This is a genomic window from Actinomadura spongiicola (assembly GCF_003432485.1).
GTDB classification, from domain to species: Bacteria; Actinomycetota; Actinomycetes; order Streptosporangiales; family Streptosporangiaceae; genus Spirillospora; species Spirillospora spongiicola.
In genome coordinates this window covers 143798-162942 of sequence record NZ_QVNQ01000002.1, presented here as the reverse complement: position 1 = coordinate 162942, position 19145 = coordinate 143798, and the positions used below count along the sequence as shown (strand labels likewise).

Sequence of the window (19145 nt, the reverse complement as noted above, 5' to 3'; positions counted from 1 at the left end):
TACCCATGGCACGGGGATACCCATTCCACGGATCAAATCCGCGCCCCGGAACCCGCCGGTGGGTACCGATGTCCCGTGACGATCATCGTGGGCCAGATCGACCCCAAGGCCACGTAACCCGTCAGCAAGATCGCCGTGAAGACCCACTCGAGGTGCGGCGCCGCGAACGCCAGCACCGTGAAGACCGCGATGACCACACCGAGCAGCCCTGCCACCCGAAGGAACAGCCGGTGACCCGGGCGGGTGAGCCCTCCCGCCTCCTGGACGGGGACGACCAGCGCGAGGACGGCGATCCCCGAGGGCAGGAGTGTGGGCGACCAGAGCGCCGCGGACGTCCCGAGCAGGACCGCCCCGCCGCCGAGGGCACCGAGGGCGATCCGCGCCGATCGGACCTCGTCGTCGTGCAGCAGCCGCCGGAGCAGGGGATCGCGACGCATCCACAGCGTGGTCACGGCGAGCGCCACCGCGTTCACCCAGAACCCGAGGGTGACCAGGGCCATGAACAGGAACCACGGCGCGAACGGCAGCGCGAGCAACCACCACACGAGCCGACGGCGCGGCAGGAGCCGCACCCGCCACAGCGCGCCGTCCAGGCTGTGCAGCGGGTTACGACTTCTGGTCGCATGGACCAGGAGGTCCGCCGCGTACCGCGGGTCCTCCGCGAGGCGCATCGCCTCGCGGAACGCCTCGATCGCGGCCTCGCGGTCACCCGCGTCCCGGGCGACCATCCCGTAGGTGCGGTGGGCGCTCGCGCTCTCGGGGTCGATCCGCAACGCCCGCGCCGCGTGCTCGCACGCCCGCGCGTGATCGCCCAATTTACTGAAGGCGCAGCCGATGATCTCGTGGAGGAAGAGGTCGTCCGGCTCCAGCCGCAGTCCCCGCTCCGCCGCCTGGACGGTCTGCCGCCACTCACCGAGCACATAATGACCACGGGCGATCCCCTCGTAGATCAGCGGCTTTTCCGCGTCGCAGGCGAGGGCGTTGTGGAAGGCCACGAGCGCCTCCCGCTCGCGGGCCGCGTGGGACAGCACGTCACCGGCGACCCAATGGCCGTACCAGAAGCCCGGATTCAGGCCGATCGCATGGTTCACCGCGTCCAGCGCCCCGGTCGTGTCGCCCCGCCGGGACAGCGCCCGAGCGAGAATCAGGTGCAGGTCGACGTTGTCAGGGTCACCGGCCAGGGCCTTGCGCACCTCCCGTTCGGCGTCGGCGGGACGGCGCAGGTCCAATAACAGGAGCGCCCGTTCCGCGAGATGCTCCGCGCCGGGTGCCGCGCTCACCGGCGTTTGCCCCCGAACCACGGCAGCAACTCGTCCCACACGCCGCTCTCGTTGGCGTGCATGACGTAGTTGCGGGCCGTGCCCATCCACTCGGCGACCGCCGTCGGACGGGCCGCACGCGCCGCGCCGAGCAGATCGGCGGTGGACAGCGGCAGCGGACGTCCGACCCGTATCGCCGCCTGCAACTTCGCCTCGACGGCCCGGTCGACGACGCCCTTGAGGTCGGCGCCCGCGAAGCCGTCGGTGGCCTCGGACACGGCGCGGAAGTCCAACTCGTCCAGCGGCACCTCGCGGCACAGCAGCGCAAGGATCGCCGCGCGGGCGGGCGCGTCCGGCGGCGGTACGAACACCAACTGGTCGAATCGGCCGGGACGGCGGAACGCGGCGTCGACGTACCAGGGCGCGTTGGTGGCGGCGAGGACCAGCACGCCCTCGTTGGCGCCGCCCTCCACGCCGTCCATCTCGGCGAGGAACTGGTTGACGATCTGCCGGTTGTGGGCGCGGTTCATGTCGGCGCGGCGCGCGGCGAGCGCGTCGACCTCGTCGAAGAACAGCACGCACGGACGGTTTCTGCGGGCCGCCTCGAACGTCGAGTGCAGATTCCGTTCGCTCGACCCGATGTACATGTCGAGGATGTCGGACAGTCCGACGCTCATGAACGCGGCGCCCAACTCCCCGGCGGCGGCCCGCGCCAGGTGGGTCTTCCCGCAGCCGGGCGGCCCGTAGAGCATGACGCCGCCGCCCGCGCGTTTGCCGTACGCGGCGAACAGCTCCGGTTGCTGGACGGGCAGCAGCAGTTTCATCCGTAAGGACTGCTTGACCTGCTCCATTCCGGCCACGTCGGCGAACGTGACCGTCGAGGATCCCTTCTCCGCGCCCGAGCCCGGACCCGTGAACGGCCCGCTCGGTAAGGACGGGACGTCCTCCAGCGCGTGCGCCATGGCGGGTTCGGGCCCCAGCGAGTGGCCGGGCGGGAGGCCGAGCCTCGTCTCGAACTCGGCGTCGGCGAGCGAGGAGTCACGGGCGACGGCCTCCCAGTACCGCGGTCGGGCGGCGGCCACGTCACCCTCGGCGGCCAGCGCCCTGGCGACGACGAGCCCGGCCTTCGGCGGGCCCTCCCCGGGCCCGACCCGCGCCAGGGCGGAGATCGCCGCGCCGTTCTTGCCCTGCCGGAGGAACGCCTCGGCGAGGCCCGTCGCGAGGTCGGCGTCACCGGGCGCGAGGGCGAGCGCCTCCCGGAACGCGTTCTCGGCGTCCATGAGGAGCCCCGCGTCCAGGAACTGTTCGGCCAGATGGCGCCGCAGGGGCAGATTGTCCGGTGACACCCGCACCGCCTCGCGCAGCGCGTCCAACGATCCCCGATCCGTCACAGTGCCGGCCTTCCATCCCGAGATGACAGAAATGCTCACTGGCGATGATGACACGGTCAGGGCCGCGGAACGATCAGTCGGAACGATCAGTTGGTGGGGGTGGCGCGGCGGGCGGCGCGGACTCGGCGGTAGCTCCAGTAGAGCAGGGCGAAGAGGATGAAGCCGGACAGGATTAGGCCGGAGCCGGTGCTCCAGCCGGACAGCGGCAGTTCCGGGACCAGGCCCCAGGCCACGCCCGCGGCGAACAGCGCCAGCCCGGTCAGGATCGAGCCCGTGAGGCGCCACCACGAGGTCACGCTCTCCTCCGCGGCCTGGACGGCGCGTGTCCGGACGGGTTCGACATAGCGATCCAGGGTCGGGAACTCGCGGGAGAGGATGAGGAGCCCCGCCAGGACGAGCAGCAGCCCCGGCCCCGGCAGAACGAGCAGCGCCACGCCGGTCAGCAGGATCAACCCGCCGACGACCAGCATCACGCCGCGTTTGGCGTGCCTCCGGTACCCCATCCTCGGCCCTCCGTCCCGTGGTGCTCCCAGCCTAGATCCACAACGGCGCACCCGGGCGGTAACCCCCGGTGACCGGCGGTTTCGCGGAGTGTGGAGGGGTTGGTCAGGTATGCTCCGGGAGCCCCTCCTCAGGAGCAGAACCATCCGATGACACAGACACCCGAGGCGTCCGTCGCGGGCGAGACCGCCGCGGGACGCTCGCCGGAGCGCCCGCCCGAGGCGCGCCGGACGGCGGGCGGCGCGGCCCCCCGGGGACGCGATCCGCACCTGGACAACGCCAAGTTCCTGGCCATCCTGCTCGTCGCGACCGGGCACGGCGTGGCGGGCCTGGACGACGTCCCGCTGGCCTCGGCGACCTACTACTTCTTCTACCTGTTCCACATGCCGGTGTTCGTCATGATCAGCGGCTATCTGTCGAAGCGGTTCACGCTGACCGACGACCGGGTCGTCCGGCTCCTCGGCGCCACGCTCGCCCCCTACGTGATCTTCCAGACGGCCTACGGCCTGTTCGCCTGGGCGTTCGGGGACCGCAAGTTCGAGATCGAGCTGCTGAACCCGTACTACATCACCTGGTTCCTGCTGGCCCTGTTCGTCTGGCGGTTGTTCACCCCGATCTGGCGGCGGGCGCGATTCCCGCTGGCGGGGGCCGTGCTCGTCGCCCTGCTGGCGTTCATGAGCGACCTCGGCGGCACGCTGGACATCTACCGAATTCTCGGGCTGATGCCTTTCTATGTGCTGGGGCTGACGCTGCGGCCGGAGATGCTGGAGATCGTCCGGCGGCCCGCCGCCCGGGTGGTGGGCGCGGTGGCGCTCACGGCGGGGTTCGTCGGCGCGTTCGTCGCGTACCCGCGCATGGACGCGCGGTGGATCCGGTGGACGCACTCCAACGCCGACATGGGCGTCGGCGAGCTGACCGGCACGGTGATGCGGATGGGGCTGCTCCTCGCGGGCGTGGTGCTCATCGCCGCGTTCCTGGCGGTCGTCCCGTCCCGGCGGACCTGGTACACCGACCTCGGCGCCGGGACCCTGTACACGTACCTGCTCCACGGCTTCCTGACGCGACTGTTCACGTTCACCGGGTGGAACGAGGCGGGCTGGCTGCACGGCGTCCCGGGCGTGCTGCTGGTCGCGGTGGTGTGCTGCGTGGTCGCGACGCTGCTGAGCACCGGGCCGGTCCGCAGGGTGACGCGCTGGGCGATAGAACCCGACATCAGGCCACTTTTCACCAAACAGTGACCATCGGGTCACCAATCGTTCGCGCCGGTCACCCGCCGATCACGAAGAGCTGCAAGATCGCTGAAAACCTCACATAACCCAGCAGACCGGGTACAGTTAGTCGGCAGTTCATCCCCGTGTGCATCCATCGCCCTGCTCTGCGCCGAGGCCCCGACGCTCCCATGGATCACCGGACACTGAACCATATTTCACCAGGTGGCCGAATCCGGTCACTGGACGGAAAAGGACGGTCGGATTGGTCATGGCGCCGCAGGGCGGACATCGCACCGTTGCCGTCATCCTGGCGGGTGGCAGCGGGCAGCGAATGGGCCTCAGCACCCCCAAGCAGTTGCTCAAGATCGCGGGTAAGACGATCCTGGAGCACACCCTGGGCGTCTTCGAGGAGTCGCCCGACATCGACGAGATCTTCGTCCTGATGAACCCCGGCTTCCTGAACGACGCCGCCGACTGCGTGAAGAAGGCCGGCTGCACGAAGGTCACCGCCGTCCTGCCCGGTGGCACGTCCAGGAACGCTACAACGCAGCTCGCGCTCGACGCGCTCGCCGACCACCCCGCCGAGACCACCAACGTGCTGTTCCACGACGCGGTGCGCCCGCTGCTGTCCCAGCGGATCATCCGCGACTGCGTGACCGCGCTCCGCGAGCACCGCGCCGTCGACGTCGCCATCCCGTCCGCCGACACGATCATCCAGGTCGACGAGGACGTCATCGTGGACGTGCCGCGCCGGGCGAACCTGCGGCGCGGGCAGACCCCGCAGGGCTTCCGGCTCGCCACCATCCGCGACGCCTACGAGAAGGCGTGGCGGGACGAGAACTTCGAGGCCACCGACGACTGCTCGGTCGTGCTGCGGTACCTGCCCGGCACCCCGATCTACGTCGTCCCCGGCGACGAGCACAACATGAAGGTCACCGAACCGGTCGACATGTTCGTCGCGGACAAGCTGTTCCAGCTCGCCTCGTCCGACGCCCCCGACCTGACCGAGGACGAGTACGCCGGCGCGCTCGCCGGAAAGACCATGGTCGTGTTCGGCGCGAGCCAGGGCATCGGCGCCGCCCTCGCGGACCTCGCCCAGCGGTTCGGCGCCCGCGTCTTCGGCTACAGCCGCGGCGCCACCCGCACCCACGCCGAGCGTCCCGACGACGTCGCCGCCGCGCTGGCGCAGGCGTACTCGGCGACCGGCCGCATCGACTTCGTCGTCAACACGGCGGGCGTGCTGCGGATCGGGCGGCTCGACGCCATCGACCCGGAGGCGATCGAGGAGGCGCTGCGGGTCAACTACCTCGCTCCCATCCACATCGCCCGCGCCGCGTTCCCCTACCTCGCCAAGACCGGCGGGCACCTGCTGCTCTACACGTCCAGCTCCTACACCCGCGGGCGCGCCGAGTACAGCCTGTACTCGTCGGCGAAGGCCGCGACCGTGAACCTCACGCAGGCCCTCGCCGACGAGTGGTCGGCCGACGGGGTGCGCATCAACTGCATCAACCCCGAGCGGACCAGCACCCCCATGCGCACGCAGGCGTTCGGGCAGGAGCCCCCGCACACCCTGCTCAGCGCCGACCAGGTCGCGCGGACGTCCCTGAACGTCCTGCTGTCCGGCCTGACCGGCCAGGTCATCGACGTCCGTCGCGAAGACCCCCTCACCGGTGGCCGCACCAGCTGACGGCCCCCGCCGTCCCCTGTCCCCCCGCGCATCCGTCGCCCCCGCGGGCGGATGCCCCGACCCCTCATCGCCGCCCCCCCGGGCCGCGCTGACCAGATGGAGGTGTACCGTGCGGCGTCCCGTCACCCGGTACTCGAAGCCCTTGCGGCTGTCCACGGTGTTGTCCCTGCCCGTCACGCTCGTGCTGCTGATCGTGGCGGCCGTGGCGGGATCCCCCGGCTGGTTCCTGGCCGCCGCGGTCGCGACGTACCTGGCCGAGCCGACCGTCTTCCGCCTGTTCGCGGAGGCCGACCGGCCGCTGCGCTGGGGTGAGCTGGGCGCCGGCGCGCGCCTCCTGATCCGGCAGGGCGCGTTCGTGCTCCTGTTCGCCCAGGCCGGCGGCGTCGGCGACGCGACGGTCGCGACCGCCGCCATCGGCCTGTTCGCCCTCGACTGGCTGCGCGCCGGAACGTTGATCGGCGCGACCGTGCTGCGCCGCGGCAACTCCCTCCCGTACGCCACCCGCAACCTCGGCGCGGGCGAACCCGCCTACCCGAAGGCCGAGCCCGCCTGGCATGTCCGGCTGGTCGCCCTGGTCGAGGGGTACGCCGACGCCCTTCCCGTCCTGGTCGGCGCCGTCGGGCTGCTGGTGGACGTCCCCGCGCTGCTGGTCGCCGGGCTGGCGCTCGCCGCCGCCGCGATGCTGGGCTCCGTCGGCTGGCAGACGCCGAGGCTGAAGCAGATGCGCCGCCTGCTCAACGGCAGGCGCGTCGGACGGGACGTCCAGCGCCGCGTGAGCGAGTACGGGCCCGAGGTCGTCCTGTACTTCACCGGCACGGCCGTGAACGCCTACCAGGGCAACATGTGGCTGGAGACCCTGGAGCGCCTCGACCGCAAGGCGATGGTCCTCGTCCGGTCGCCGGAGGTCGTGGCCGCGCTCGCCCCCACCCGGCTGCCGATCGTGTGCGTCTCCCGGGCCGAGGACATGATGAACTTCGACTGGACCACCGTCCGGGTCGCCCTGTACACCGGCAACACCGGCAAGAACCTCCACCTGCTCCGCGAGCCGGACATCAAGCACGTGTTCGTCGGGCACGGGGACAGCGACAAGGACTCCAGCTCCAACCCGGTCAGCAAGGTGTTCGACGAGGTGTGGGTCGCGGGCCCGGCGGGCCGCGACCGCTACCGCAACTCCGAGGCGGGCGTGCGCGACGAGGCCATCGTCGAGGTCGGACGCCCGCAGCTCGCGGGCATCACCGAGGGGCCGACCGGCAACGAGGTGCCGACCGTCCTGTACGCGCCGACCTGGGAGGGCTGGGACAGCGACCACAGCTACTGCTCGCTGCTCCCGATGGGCGAGAAGATCATCGGCGCGCTGCTGGCGCAGGGCCCTGGACTCCGCGTCATCTACCGCCCGCACCCGTACACCGGAACGCGCATGGCGGCCGCCGCGGCCGCGCACCGGCGGATCGTCGCGATGATCGAGCAGGCGAACCAGGCGGGCGGCGGGCACCGGGTCGTCACGGGGGCCGAGGCGTCCCTGCACGACTGCTTCAACCGGTCCGACATGCTGATCACCGACATCTCCAGCGTGATCTCCGACTACATGCCGAGCCTGAAGCCGTACGTGGTCACCAACCCGCACGGGGTGGACGACGCGCGGTTCCGCGCCGACTTCCCGTCGGCGTCCGCCGCGTACCTGCTCGGCCCCGGCTGCGCCGAACTGGCCGACATCCTCGCGGTCGCGACGACGCCCGGCCGTGACCCGCTCGCCGGCGACCGCGTCGAGCTCCGCGACTACCTGCTGGGCCCGGCGGAGCCGGACGCGATGACCCGGTTCGCCACGGCCGTCGACACGCTCGCCGAAGCGGGTCCACGATCAAGGAAGTACGCGCTACCAACTCCGCGGGTGCCCGACCCGGCATAAGGTGTCGGTTGGTGGCCGACGGACCACCGTTACCCGCCCTGACCCTGCCGAGGCCCCCATGACAAAACCGCTGGTCAGCGTGATTACCCCGGTGTACAACTGCCGGGACACGGTAGCCACGGCGCTGGAGTCGGCGTTCACCCAGTCCTTGCCCCCCGAGCGGATCGAAGTGATCGCCGTCGACGACGGTTCGACCGACGGCAGCGCCGAACTGCTGGACGAGCTGGCGCTCGCCCACGAGCAGTTGACGGTGCTGCACCAGGCGAACTCGGGTGGCGCGGGCGCGCCCCGCAACCGGGGCCTGGACGTGGCGACCGGGGAGTTCGTCTTCTTCCTGGACGCCGACGACCGGCTCGGCCCCGAGGCGCTGGAGCGGATGACCGCGATGGCGCGACGCAACGACACCGACATCGTCCTCGGCAAGCAGATCGGGGTCGGCGGCCGGAAGGTGCCCCGTGTCTTCGACGAGACGGTCGAGCGCACCCACGTCCTCGAACCCGGCTCCACTCTCTTCGGGCGCATGTCGATGGCGGCGCTCCAGCTCTTCCGCCGTTCCCTGATCGAGGACGCCGGACTGCGGTTCACCGAAGGTGTCCTGGCCCACGAGGACCAGCTCTTCACCGCCGGCGCCTACCTGCGCGCCCGAGCGATATCCATCCTCGCGGACTACGACTGCTACTACTGGTCCGCCCGCGAGGACGGGACGAGCAGCACCCAGACCGGCGGCGCCGGCGCGGCCGACGTCTACGCGATCATCAGCGAGGCGATGGAGCAGGCCGCGCGGTTCGCCGAGCCGGGCCCGGTCCGCGACCAGTTGCACAGGCGGTACTTCAACCTGGAGGTCTTCGGCCGGTTGCTGCGGCTGTACCCGGACGCCCCCGAGGACGAACGCAAGATCACCTATACCTCCTGCCGTGAACTACTGGAACTCTGGCTCACGCCCGAGCTGATGCGGGACCTCGTCCCCCTGTGCCGGGTGCTCGCCCACTGCGTGCTGCACAACCTCGCCGATGAGGTCGACACGCTCGCGCGGTTCCACCGGGACAACGGAAGCCCGCGCCTCCACTTGGAGGAGGGGCGAAGCTTCCAGAAGTACCCGTTCTTCCGGGACGCCGCCGTCGGCGTCCCGGACGACTGTTACGAGATCGAGGCGCCTCCGACCGTCCAGCATAACCTCGCTCCCCCGGCCTGGCAGGACGAGACCCTCCTCATCAGCGGAACCGTCGTGGTCCTCAAAACCGACGAGGGCACCCCCGACGTCCACCTGATCGTGGAGAACGGCGAGGGCGTCCAGCACCGGATCCCCTGCGAGCGCGACCCGTCGGAACGTACCGACGAGGGCATGACCACGACGTACACCGCCGAACTCCGTCCCATCTCCGAGGGCTGGCCCGACGGCCACTGGACGGTTCGCGTGGAAGTGGCCATCGCGGGCCATGAGCGGACGATCCCGGTGGTCAAGCCCAAGGACATGCGGGTCCCGTTCGTGATCGTCACTCGTCCGACGGACGGCGCGCGGCTCATCCGCGCCCTGCCGGTACGGGGACGCGGGGCACTGGTCCTGGCGCTGGGCGGTGACCTCGACGCCGCCGACCTCCCCGAGGCGGACGCGAGCCTGACGCCCCAGAACCGGCTGCGGGTCCGGATCGGAGCACCGGCCGTGCTGGGATCGGGCCCCGCACCGGCCATGAACCTCGTCCTCCGCCATCCCCGCGACGGTGGCGCGGACATCCGCGCCGCGCTGGAGCCCGCCGACCCGGCTCACCTTCAGGCCGACCTGTCCCTGGTTCGCGCCCGCCCCGGACGCTGGAAGGCGCATTTCGAGCTCGAAGGTGTGGGAGAGCCCATCCGGGTACGGCTCCCGAAGGCGACGGGCTCGCTGGGTCCGGCGACCGTGTCGCGGGTGCCGCCGCGCCGCGTGTCCGTGCGGCTGGACGAGAAGTGGCTGACGGTCTCCGTCACCGATCCGCTCAGGCGGCGGCTGCGGGGCCTTTGGCCGGGACGGTCCAAAAAATCGGGATAATGGGCGGGACGCCGCGAACCGGCGGCCCATGGAGCATGGCCCTGGAAAGGCAGTGAATGACGCACCGCATCCTCCCGAGCGCTCAGGTGGACCCGTCCGCGAAGCTCGGCGACGGAACGACCGTGTGGGACCTCGCCCAGGTCCGTGAGAACGCCCGGCTCGGCACCGGCTGCATCGTGGGACGCGGCGCCTACGTCGGCGCGGGGGTGCGGATCGGTGACAACGTCAAACTTCAGAACCACGCCCTCGTCTACGAGCCCGCCGTGCTGGAGGACGGCGTGTTCGTCGGCCCCGCCGTCGTCCTCACCAACGACCGGGAGCCGCGGTCCGTCGACCCGGACGGCAAGCTGAAGCGCGGCGGCGACTGGGACGCGGTCGGCGTGCACGTCGCCGAGGGCGCCTCCCTCGGCGCCCGCAGCGTCTGCGTCGCGCCCGTGCGGATCGGACGCTGGGCGATGGTCGCCGCGGGCGCGGTGGTGACCCGCGACGTCCCCGACTTCGCGCTGGTCGCGGGCGTCCCCGCCCGCCACATCGGCTGGGTCGGCCGCGCCGGGGCCCGCCTGACCCAGCGCCCGGACGGCGTCTGGGAATGCCCGCGGACAGGCAGCACCTATATCGAAACCCTTTCTCCCACCGGTTCCGCCGCCATCCTCACGGAGACAGCGGGCTGAACGTCGATCGCCCTGTCTTCCAGCAGGCGCCGGGCCCATTGACGGGAGAAAGATCCCGCTCTGCCTTACGCTGATCCCGCTGCGAACCCCGGCTCTCATGCGAGGCTCCTGATCCCTCGCCCCAGAATCCTTCCACATTGGCCGCTTCTGGCCACTAGTCGCTCCGTTGCGCTTCGGATTGCCGAGTCACCTGACTGCCGTTCTTACTCGTGCACTCCCCCTAAGGCAAGTACACAAGGTTCGCCTTTTAGATAAGGCCATAACACGATGAACCTGCAATGTCAATACTTGTGTCAAGATCATGCCTTGTTGCACCATCGACTCACCTCGCATTCCGATACGAGCGAAGGGACTTCCATTGATCCGTCGAGTTCACGGATTCATCAGCGCTACCATCGCGACGTTACTGACCATCGGGGCGTTCATCGCCCTGGCACCGGCCGCCAACGCCTACAAACTCCTGGGCTGTAGCTACGCCGGTGGCGGTAACAACCTGAGGTGGAGCAACCTCACCACCCGACACGAGTACTCCAACCCCGCCGACTGGTCCATAGAGGACTGGAACTCGACCTCGACGCAATTCAACTTCAGAAAGTCGGACGACCGCGCCAACCTCAAGGTGACGGATGGAAACTTCGGGAACACAGAGTTCGATGGAATAGCACTCGACCCCAACCAGAATGACCCGACTACCAACTCGTGTAAGGATGGCCATTGGACTCGAACGGTCGTCGCGTGGTGGAACCGCTACTGGACCGACGACTACTCAGGAGAGAAGAAAAAGAGCGTCATGTCGCATGAGGTCGGCCATGCCCTCGGCCTCGCCCATGCCGGCGACCCGGCCAGGGAGTGTCGCGCCATTCCGCTCATGATCGAAACCACCCACACCCGCTGGGAGAGATGCGGGATCAGCAAGCCGCGGGGCGACGACATCAACGGCGCCAACTCCCTCTACTGACATCTCTCGAAGCGGAGCATCCATGCGCAAGTTCATCACCCTGGCCAGTGCCTCGGTCGTCCTTCTGTCCGGATGCGGCACAGCGGCAGTCGACTCGGCAACGAACTCCGGTCATGAAAAAGCCACATCCACCCTCCATGCCAGCCGCGTCAAGGACTACAATTCCTTAGCCGAGTTGAGAGGTGACAGCACCGCGATCATCCGCGGTACAGCCGGAGCCTCAACGGTCCAGAAAATCAACCAGATTCCCGCAACGACAACTTCAGTCCGGGTGAGTAGCAAACTCTGGGGAAGTCTCCCAGCGAAGAACATCTCTGTCCTTCAGATAGGACAGGCCGGAATGGCGCTCCACGATACTTCACAGATCCTCCAGCACGGACAGGAGTACTTGCTCTACGTGAAGCCCTTCCACCTGACGCCGGGAGATAATACGGGACGCTACATCATCACCGGCTCTCAAGGCATCTTCAAAAAGGACGGGACAGGGGGATACACATTTGCGGGCGCAGGGGAACCCGCACTTCCGAAACGGATCGCCGCAACCGAGATGAATAAGCTCTCGCGAGCATAGCGTATCGGAATACATCGACAGTATGCCCCATTGCCCAACCACTTGGCGCCAGACAACGAAGTTGGGCGCCAAGTGGTTGGGCGCCGGTTTGGTCGAGTGCGGGAGATGCCGGCCCCCGGTTAAGCTGACAGGTAAGGGCGTACGTCACCCATGAGTCGGGACACACCGGACCAAAAGTGCGGTGGTTGATATGGGACGGGGCGGTCAGGGGTTGGAGTGGAGGCTCCGGTCTTGCCGTGTCGTCACGATGAGGTCCGGGTGGCGGCGGGCCAGCCGGCGGCCGAGCGGCACCGACGTCCGGTCCATCACCACGACTCGGGCGACCTGCGTCATGTCGACGTCGCGGAGGGCGCGTCGCCACCCGATACGGGACAGCAGAAGCGGCCGGACGTGCCGGTAGAAGGGCACGAACACGCGCCGGTGAACGGCCTGGGAGCCCCGGTTCCGTGCCTTCTCCAGCGCCGCGCCGAGGCGGCCGAGCCGTGCCACCGGCCGGACGAGAAGTCTCGGCACCCTGACCACGATGGTGCGCTCCAGCCAGGGCAAGGGGTGCCTGGCCTCGGCCTTGTCGAGCCGGTGGAGGCGCACTCGCTCGTCCAGCCTCTCCCAGCCGCCGGAGTCCGCGGTCACCAGATCGACCTCTGCCCGTTCCTCTTCCACGAAGTAACCGGCCAACCCGATGATCCGCGCCTGGTGACGGCTGCGCTTCACATGCGGTTTGGGGTCCATCATCAGCCTCGGATCCATCGCCAGGACCAGCACCCGAGGGGCCCGCGCGTCGTTCACCCCATCACCTTCCACCGTGAGCACCGCGCACGCCACGCCTGCGGGCGGCCAGCTCGCTCAGCCGCTCGACGAGCGGGTCCAACGACACGGTGCGCTCGAAGCGGTCCGCGTAGGCGCGGGCCTCGGCCACCTGCCGCTCGTCGAGACCGGCCGCCGCCTTCGCCGCCTCGACCATCGAGACGGCGATGTCCGCCAGATCGAGCCCCCCGGGATTGAACCACAGCGGGTAGTCCCGCAGGAGTTCCTCGGCCGCCGACCCGGTGGCGTGCACCGACACGATGGGCCGTGCCGCCGCCATGTACTCGAAGATCTTGCCGGAGGTGACATAGCGTCCCCCGCCATTGAGGAACACCAGCACGTCAGAGTCGCGGTAGACCCCGGCGAGCTCGGTCTTGGACACGGGGCCGCGGTAGCGCACCCCCGAGGCGAAGGTCGGCTCGTCGTCCTCGCCGCCGCTCCCACCGTCCTCGGCCTCGTCCACGGCGGCGAAGCGCTTGCGCAACACCTGGTCCGAGCCCCTGAAGAACCCGAAGTAGCCGTAAAGATCCAGCTGGGCGGCCGACATGTCGGAATGCTCCCGGGCCCGGGTGAACCCCTCGACCATCTCCTCGATGGGCTGTTGGCCAGTGATCGTCCCGACGAAGGAGAACCGGGGCGCGTGCTCGCCCGCCTCCGCGCGGGCCGCCGGAGGCGGCTCCACGGTCGCCGGGAGCGTGTCGACGTCCCATCCGTTCAGGACGATCATCATGCGGTCGGCCGCCTCGGGGTAGCGGTCGGCATGCCAGGACCGCTGCCCCTCGTTGACGTACAGCGAGTTCGCGGCGGACTTCAGCACCCGGCGCTCCCAGCGCCACGCCGGATGCCCGTCCTCGAAGCGCGGCTCCTCCTTGAACTGGTCGAGAGTCCAGGAGTCGCGGTAGTCGATGATGTACGGGGTCCGCGTCAGCTTGTGGAAGAGCCACGCCGCGCCGAACGAAGCGAACGGGTTCCCCGTCGCGAGGACCACGTCGAACCTCTGGCGGGCGTGCATCCGCAGCGCCCGCCTGACGCTGTTGCGCGCCCAGGACGCGTAGTGCTCCGGGAAGACATGCTTCTGCCCCCAGGTGTACAGCGACTGGGCCAACTGGGGAAACGTCCCCCTGAACTTGCTGTAGTCGCGCAGGTTCGTCTGCCACACGAACCGGTTCAGTTCCGGCCGCACCACCGTGACCCGCGGATCGATCGTCTCCATCAACTTCTCGTCGACCGAGCCGATCGAGTCGTACAGGAACGGTAGCGGCGCCGCGAAGACGGTGACGTCCCAACCCAGCTCGGTCAGCCGGTTGGCGGTCGCCCGCGGCCGGTACACCCCGCTGGCGCGAGACGGCGGAAAGTAGAACGCGAGATAGAGCAGGCGCGGACGGCGCTCAGTCATGTCATTCCCCCCTGGCGTTGCTGGTCGGCGTCCTTTCGGGGGCGATGGAGTAGGCGAGCCGTGCTCCCGCGCCCGCTACCAGGTCCGCGAGCTCGGCCGCGGTCACGAACGACTGCGGGTCCGCGACGACGACGAGGTCGATGGACCGGCCGCGCAGCAGCTCACGGTCGACCGCCCGCGCTCGCACCGCGGCGGGTTCCCGCCGTAGGAGGCGGACCAGCCGCCGTTCGATCGGTCGGGCGACGCGTCGGCGGTACCCGGCGTACACCCGGTCCCGCGCTCCGCGAAGCGGCCCGGGAAGGCACACGCGCAGCAGCAGCCGCGGTATCCGGTACAGCAGGAATCGAGGGGCGGCTGGACCGTACCGGCGTTCGAGCTCGGCCAACTCGACCATGTCGACTCCGTCCGGAAGTGACTCCTTCGCCCACGCGGACGCTTTTTGGACGAGCACGACGGAGTGACCGCCGTCTGCGGCGACCTGCGCGGACTCCCTGAGGACGGCGGGCCGCCGGGACGCCCCGAGGGCCATGAACAGCACGTTCACGCCGCATCACTTCCATCGCCGGTCCGAGCCTCGGGGAACCAGTGCCGGTAGTGCGCTTCGGCCACCGTGCGGTACCCGAAGCGCTCGTCCAGGACCCGATGGCCCTTCGCGAGGTCGAGTCCGCCGGGGAAGCGGTCGCGCAGTCGGCGGTATCCCGCCACGATCGATTCCGGGTTCTCCTCGACGTCGATCATTTCCCCGACCGCGTCTTCTATGCCGGCCAGGGTCCGCTCCGGGCCGCCGCAGCGTGTGACGAGCACCGGCAGCCCGGCCGCGACCGCCTCGATGATCGTCACACCGAAGGTCTCCCACCGGGCCACGTGCACCAGGAGATCGTGATCCCGCATGAGCCGAGCGGCCTCGTCCGGCGCGACCGCGCCCGTGAACGTCACCGCGTGGTCGACCCCGAGTTCGGCGGCCGACTCGGCGAGCCGCCCCGCCAGCACGCCCTGACCCGCCACGGTCAACGTCAACTCGGGGTCCTCGGCGTGGCAGGTGGCGAACGCTTCCAGCAGCAGTTCGACCCCCTTACGCTCGACCAAGGTGCCGACGTACAGCCAGCGGCGCAACTCGGTGACGCGACGCGGCCGCGGCTCCTCGAAGGAGATCGGGTTGGAGATCAGCTCGATCTTGTGGGCAAGCGACGGAAAGGCCTCGGCGAGCCTGTCCCGAAGCACGTCCGTCACCGCGAAGAAGCCGGTGCAGCGCTCCAGGACCTGCTCGTACATGGCGAACGAGTCCGGCTGTTCGAGGACCTTGTCGATGAAGGAGGCGTGCTCGGTGACGAACACCCGCGCGTCCGGGCGGGCATTCTCCAGGGCCGTCCAGCCGCCGCGCAGCCCCACATGCGCGTGGACGACCCGCGCCGGGATCGGTTCGCCGTCGAGCGCCTGACGCAACCATTCCGCGTGCTGCTCGGCGAGTTCCGCGAACGTGTAGTCCGGGACCGTCGGCACCGGCAGACGCACCAGCCGGGCGCCCGCGACCGTCGGCGCGTCCCGCAGCGCGACCGGCAGGAGCCGCCGATGCGCCTCGCGCGCCGCCGCCACCACCTCGGGCGCCTGTCTCATCAGCCACGCCTCGTTGTGGTAGACGGTGACGTCATCGCAGCCCGGCGCCGTCGCCTCGACCATCGCCTGGACGAACGCCCCGGCCCACTCCTGCTGCGGGTTGGGATACCAGGGGGTGACGACGGCGACGCTTCTGTCGTCCCTGTCGCCGACTCGGTTCATCGCCATTTATCAGTCCTGCGCGCCGATCAGATGACCGTCACCGGACGCCGCCGAGGGGGATTCCGCCGGGGGCGGCGCCGTCCTCGTCGGCCTTTTTCCAGCGGAGGGCAGCAATCCGGCGTAGACGCCGTCAAGGATTTCGGCTTGCGCCTCCCACGTCCACTCGTGAAGAAGGTCGGGCCTGTCGTCGTATACGGCGCGGTACCGCCGCGGATCGCTCAGGACCGTCTCGACCGCTTTCACGTACCCGTCGAGGTCCTCGGCGCGGAAGACCTCGCCCTGCCCCGTGGCCTTCACCATGTCTCCCATCGCCTGCACGTCGCTGACGACGATCGGCAGCCGCGCGTGCGAGTACTCGAAGAACTTCGTGATCAGTGCGATCTCGTGGTTGGGCCAGTGGTGGATCGGGATGACGCCGATGTCGGCCGCCGCCAGGAACGGGACGACCTGGTCGAACGGGACGTACGGCAGCACGTGGACCCGATCGGCGACGTCGAGTTCCGCGGCACGGGCGAGCAGGCCCTTGACGTAGTCCGACCGCGCCGTGGCGACGACCAGCGCGACGTGCAGTGAAGGTAGCCGGGGCAGCGCCTCGATCATGACGTCCAGGCCGCGCTGCACGGAGGCGCTGCCGCTGTAGACGGCGATCGGGGTATCGGGACCGACTCCGCACAGTTCCCGCATGTCGGGAACCGGGCCGGGGCTCGTGGATTCGCCTGCGGTGACCGGCGCGTTGAGGACGACGGTCGGCTTGTGACGCAGGCCGTGGGTCTCGACGAGCCGGTCGGCGAGGGCCTGGGACACGGTCACCACCGCGTCGGCGGCGGCCGCGTACTCGCGTTCGTGCGCGATCATGGCGGGGAGCCACCGCGGCCCGGCGCCCCAGGGCCTGATGCCCGGTAGGAACTCGTGCGCGTCCCATACGAGTTTGGTCTGTCTGCCCTTCGCGCGTGCGCGCTGCACGGCGCGTGCGCCGACTCCCAGCATCCGGAAGTCGTTGGCGTGGATGATGTCGGGTTCGAGCTTGTCGATGGCCTTCCCGTAGGCGCTGTCCCAGTCCCACAGGTTGCGGTCGAGGACGCGCCAGGCCCGGTCACCGAGGAGCCCCAGCCAGAACCGGACCGCGAGGCGCTCCAGTGGTGAGCGCGGGTTCTCGCGGGCCTTGGTGAGCGCGTCGGTCTGGCGGACGCGCACCGCGACCCACCGCCCCTGGAGTTTCGCCGTGACACGCCGCGTCAGCAACCATCCCTTGCGCACCGGCCCGGCGGGCCCCGGGGTGAGACGACTCGCGGCGAGGTCCGCCCTCCGGGACTGGACGAGTCGGCGCCGGTAGTTCGCCACGTTCGGGTGCGCGTACGCAAGCGGTCGGCGGAGCGTGGCGCGCAAGCCGCCGTACCTGTTCCGCAGAAGCGTGTGCTGGACCTGGAGGAGACGCACGCGAGCGTTCCCGACCATCCAGGAGCGGCCCTGCTTGGCCGAGCCGCAGCCGAGCAGGTGCACCTCCCAGCCGGCGTCGGCGATCGACTTCGCCGCCTTCTGGACCCGGGAGTCGCGGACGACGTTGTTGTCGACGAGCATCACGATGCGGCCGCGTGACGCGCCGGAGACCGTCTCGTCTTGGTTCTGCAATTCGATTCTCCAGGTGTGGTGGTCGGTGCGCGGGCTCGCTCAGCGAGCCGACCTTGGGCCGGCCGCTCCCGCGTTCGGGGCGCCGATGACGACGCGGCGTACGCCGGTCCAGCGGGTCGGGTCGGTGACGCGGCGGCCGTCGACGAGGGTCTTGACGCCCGGCAGGTCGTCCGGGCCGAGGTCGCGGTACTCGGCGTGGTCGGCCTGGACGATCGCGGCCGTGACCGACTCGTCCCGGTGCGGCGGCAGGCCCAGCGCGTCCAGTTCCTCCGGCGTGTACATCGGGTCGGACACGTACGGGACGGCGCCGCGCCTGCGCAGCGCGTCCACCGTGGGGAAGACGCCGGAGAACGCCGTCTCCTTGACGCCGCCCCGGTAGGCGGCGCCGAGGACGAGGACTCCGGTGCCGGTGAGGTCGCCGTAGGCGGCGGCGAGGAGGTCGACCGCGTGTTCGGGCATCGCGACGTTGGCTTCGCGGGCGGCGCTGACGATGGTCGCGTGCGGGTCGTTCCACAGGTACATCCGCGGGTAGACGGGGATGCAGTGCCCGCCGACGGCGATGCCCGGCCGGTGGATGTGGCTGTACGGCTGTGTGTTGCAGGCCTCGATGACCTTCATGACGTCCACGCCGACCGTGTCGGCGTAGCGGGCGAACTGGTTGGCGAGGCCGATGTTGACGTCGCGGTAGGTCGTCTCGGCGAGCTTGGCGAGTTCGGCGGCCTCGGCGGACCCGAGGTCCCACACGCCGTTGGGACGGTCGAGGTCGGGACGGTCGTCGAAGTCGAGGACCTGCTCGTAGAACTCCACGCCGTGCCGGGCGGACGCGTCGTCGATGCCGCCGACGAGCTTCGGGTAGCGGCGCAGGTCGGCGAACACCCGGCCGGTCAGCACCCGTTCCGGGCTGAACACCAGGTGGAAGTCGGTGCCCGCGGTGAGGCCCGACCCCTCGGCCAGCATCGGCGCCCAGCGGTCCCGGGTGGTGCCGACCGGCAGCGTCGTCTCGTAGCTGACCAGGGTTCCGGGGCGCAGTCCCGCCGCGATCGAGCGGGTCGCGGCGTCCATCCAGCCGAAGTCGGGGACGCCCGCCTCGTCCACGAACAGGGGGACGACCACGACGACCGCGTCGGACTCGGCGACGGCCGCCGCCGTGTCCGTCGTCGCCGTGAGCAGCCCGGCGCGGACCGCATCCGCGAGATGGACGTCCAGGTCGGCCTCGCCGGGGAACGGTTCGCGTCCGGCGTTGACCTCGGCGACGACGCGCTCGTCGACATCGGCGCCGGTCACTTGGTGGCCCTTGCGGGCGAACTGCACCGCGAGCGGAAGACCGATCTTGCCGAGCGCGACCACGCAGATCCGCATGTG

16 protein-coding genes are annotated in these 19145 nt (G+C 69.9%); 7 read left to right on the top strand and 9 right to left on the bottom strand.

The genetic code is table 11. The features are described 5' to 3' along the window. Window positions 1-32: 32 nt before the first annotated feature. From D0T12_RS05400 to D0T12_RS05390, 3 genes are all read right to left on the bottom strand, one after another. Window positions 33-1280, bottom strand: coding sequence for a tetratricopeptide repeat protein (locus D0T12_RS05400; protein ID WP_158581418.1), 1248 nt, complete (start codon window positions 1278-1280; stop codon window positions 33-35). Continuing rightward, on the bottom strand, window positions 1277-2650 hold the full coding sequence (locus tag D0T12_RS05395) for an ATP-binding protein (RefSeq protein ID WP_117398200.1): 1374 nt from the start codon (window positions 2648-2650) through the stop codon (window positions 1277-1279). Before D0T12_RS05395 ends, D0T12_RS05400 begins: the two co-directional genes overlap by 4 nt. A gap of 86 nt (window positions 2651-2736) precedes the next feature. Beyond that, window positions 2737-3153, bottom strand: coding sequence for a PGPGW domain-containing protein (locus D0T12_RS05390; protein WP_117398199.1), 417 nt, complete (start codon window positions 3151-3153; stop codon window positions 2737-2739). A gap of 147 nt (window positions 3154-3300) precedes the next feature. Between D0T12_RS05390 and D0T12_RS05385 the strand changes: the two genes are divergently transcribed. From D0T12_RS05385 to D0T12_RS34765, 7 genes are all read left to right on the top strand, one after another. Then, window positions 3301-4389: an acyltransferase family protein gene (locus D0T12_RS05385; protein ID WP_117398197.1), complete on the top strand. Its 1089-nt coding sequence runs from the start codon at window positions 3301-3303 to the stop codon at window positions 4387-4389. A gap of 241 nt (window positions 4390-4630) precedes the next feature. Beyond that, a complete protein-coding gene (locus D0T12_RS05380; protein ID WP_117398195.1) occupies window positions 4631-6049 on the top strand; it encodes a bifunctional cytidylyltransferase/SDR family oxidoreductase in 1419 nt (472 codons plus the stop codon). 109 nt (window positions 6050-6158) lie between these two features. Next, window positions 6159-7955, top strand: coding sequence for a CDP-glycerol glycerophosphotransferase family protein (locus tag D0T12_RS05375; RefSeq protein ID WP_117398193.1), 1797 nt, complete (start codon window positions 6159-6161; stop codon window positions 7953-7955). A gap of 58 nt (window positions 7956-8013) precedes the next feature. After that, window positions 8014-9978, top strand: a complete 1965-nt coding sequence (locus D0T12_RS05370) for a glycosyltransferase family 2 protein (protein ID WP_117398191.1) — start codon at window positions 8014-8016, stop codon at window positions 9976-9978. A 56-nt stretch (window positions 9979-10034) separates the two neighbouring features. Then, entirely contained in the window at window positions 10035-10649 is a 615-nt protein-coding gene (locus tag D0T12_RS05365; RefSeq protein WP_117398190.1) for an acyltransferase, read from the top strand. A gap of 358 nt (window positions 10650-11007) precedes the next feature. Beyond that, window positions 11008-11607, top strand: a complete 600-nt coding sequence (locus tag D0T12_RS34770; RefSeq protein ID WP_147339400.1) for a matrixin family metalloprotease — start codon at window positions 11008-11010, stop codon at window positions 11605-11607. 22 nt (window positions 11608-11629) lie between these two features. Then, the gene (locus tag D0T12_RS34765) at window positions 11630-12178 is read left to right on the top strand and encodes a hypothetical protein (protein WP_147339399.1); all 549 of its coding nucleotides are present in this window, start codon (window positions 11630-11632) and stop codon (window positions 12176-12178) included. Between the two features lie 204 nt (window positions 12179-12382). Here the strand turns inward: D0T12_RS34765 and D0T12_RS05360 are convergent, their stop codons facing one another. Genes D0T12_RS05360 through D0T12_RS05335 form a run of 6 tightly spaced genes read right to left on the bottom strand, consistent with a single transcriptional unit; the run spans window position 12383 to window position 19142 of the window. Continuing rightward, complete coding sequence (locus tag D0T12_RS05360) at window positions 12383-12964, bottom strand: hypothetical protein (RefSeq protein WP_117398188.1); 582 nt, start codon at window positions 12962-12964, stop codon at window positions 12383-12385. A 4-nt stretch (window positions 12965-12968) separates the two neighbouring features. Further along, window positions 12969-14378 (bottom strand): glycosyltransferase, encoded by a 1410-nt coding sequence (locus D0T12_RS05355; RefSeq protein ID WP_199487311.1) that lies wholly within the window; start codon window positions 14376-14378, stop codon window positions 12969-12971. A 1-nt stretch (window position 14379) separates the two neighbouring features. Then, window positions 14380-14922 (bottom strand): hypothetical protein, encoded by a 543-nt coding sequence (locus D0T12_RS05350; RefSeq protein WP_117398186.1) that lies wholly within the window; start codon window positions 14920-14922, stop codon window positions 14380-14382. Continuing rightward, entirely contained in the window at window positions 14919-16160 is a 1242-nt protein-coding gene (locus D0T12_RS05345; RefSeq protein WP_199487310.1) for a glycosyltransferase, read from the bottom strand. The genes D0T12_RS05350 and D0T12_RS05345 overlap by 4 nt, the downstream gene beginning before the upstream one ends. 3 nt (window positions 16161-16163) lie before the next feature. Continuing rightward, on the bottom strand, window positions 16164-17783 hold the full coding sequence (locus D0T12_RS05340) for a glycosyltransferase family 4 protein (protein WP_199487309.1): 1620 nt from the start codon (window positions 17781-17783) through the stop codon (window positions 16164-16166). 39 nt (window positions 17784-17822) lie between these two features. After that, window positions 17823-19142 (bottom strand): nucleotide sugar dehydrogenase, encoded by a 1320-nt coding sequence (locus D0T12_RS05335; protein WP_117398185.1) that lies wholly within the window; start codon window positions 19140-19142, stop codon window positions 17823-17825. Window positions 19143-19145 lie beyond the last annotated feature (3 nt).

Coding starts and splice junctions, on each gene's coding strand:
- D0T12_RS34765 (WP_147339399.1), top strand. CDS start 11,630: ATGCGCAAGTTCATCACCCTGGCCAGTGCCTCGGTCGTCCTTCTGTCC.
- D0T12_RS05385 (WP_117398197.1), top strand. CDS start 3,301: ATGACACAGACACCCGAGGCGTCCGTCGCGGGCGAGACCGCCGCGGGA.
- D0T12_RS05345 (WP_199487310.1), bottom strand. CDS start 16,160: ATGGCGATGAACCGAGTCGGCGACAGGGACGACAGAAGCGTCGCCGTC.
- D0T12_RS05390 (WP_117398199.1), bottom strand. CDS start 3,153: ATGGGGTACCGGAGGCACGCCAAACGCGGCGTGATGCTGGTCGTCGGC.
- D0T12_RS05380 (WP_117398195.1), top strand. CDS start 4,631: ATGGCGCCGCAGGGCGGACATCGCACCGTTGCCGTCATCCTGGCGGGT.
- D0T12_RS05365 (WP_117398190.1), top strand. CDS start 10,035: ATGACGCACCGCATCCTCCCGAGCGCTCAGGTGGACCCGTCCGCGAAG.
- D0T12_RS05370 (WP_117398191.1), top strand. CDS start 8,014: ATGACAAAACCGCTGGTCAGCGTGATTACCCCGGTGTACAACTGCCGG.
- D0T12_RS05355 (WP_199487311.1), bottom strand. CDS start 14,378: ATGACTGAGCGCCGTCCGCGCCTGCTCTATCTCGCGTTCTACTTTCCG.
- D0T12_RS05335 (WP_117398185.1), bottom strand. CDS start 19,142: ATGCGGATCTGCGTGGTCGCGCTCGGCAAGATCGGTCTTCCGCTCGCG.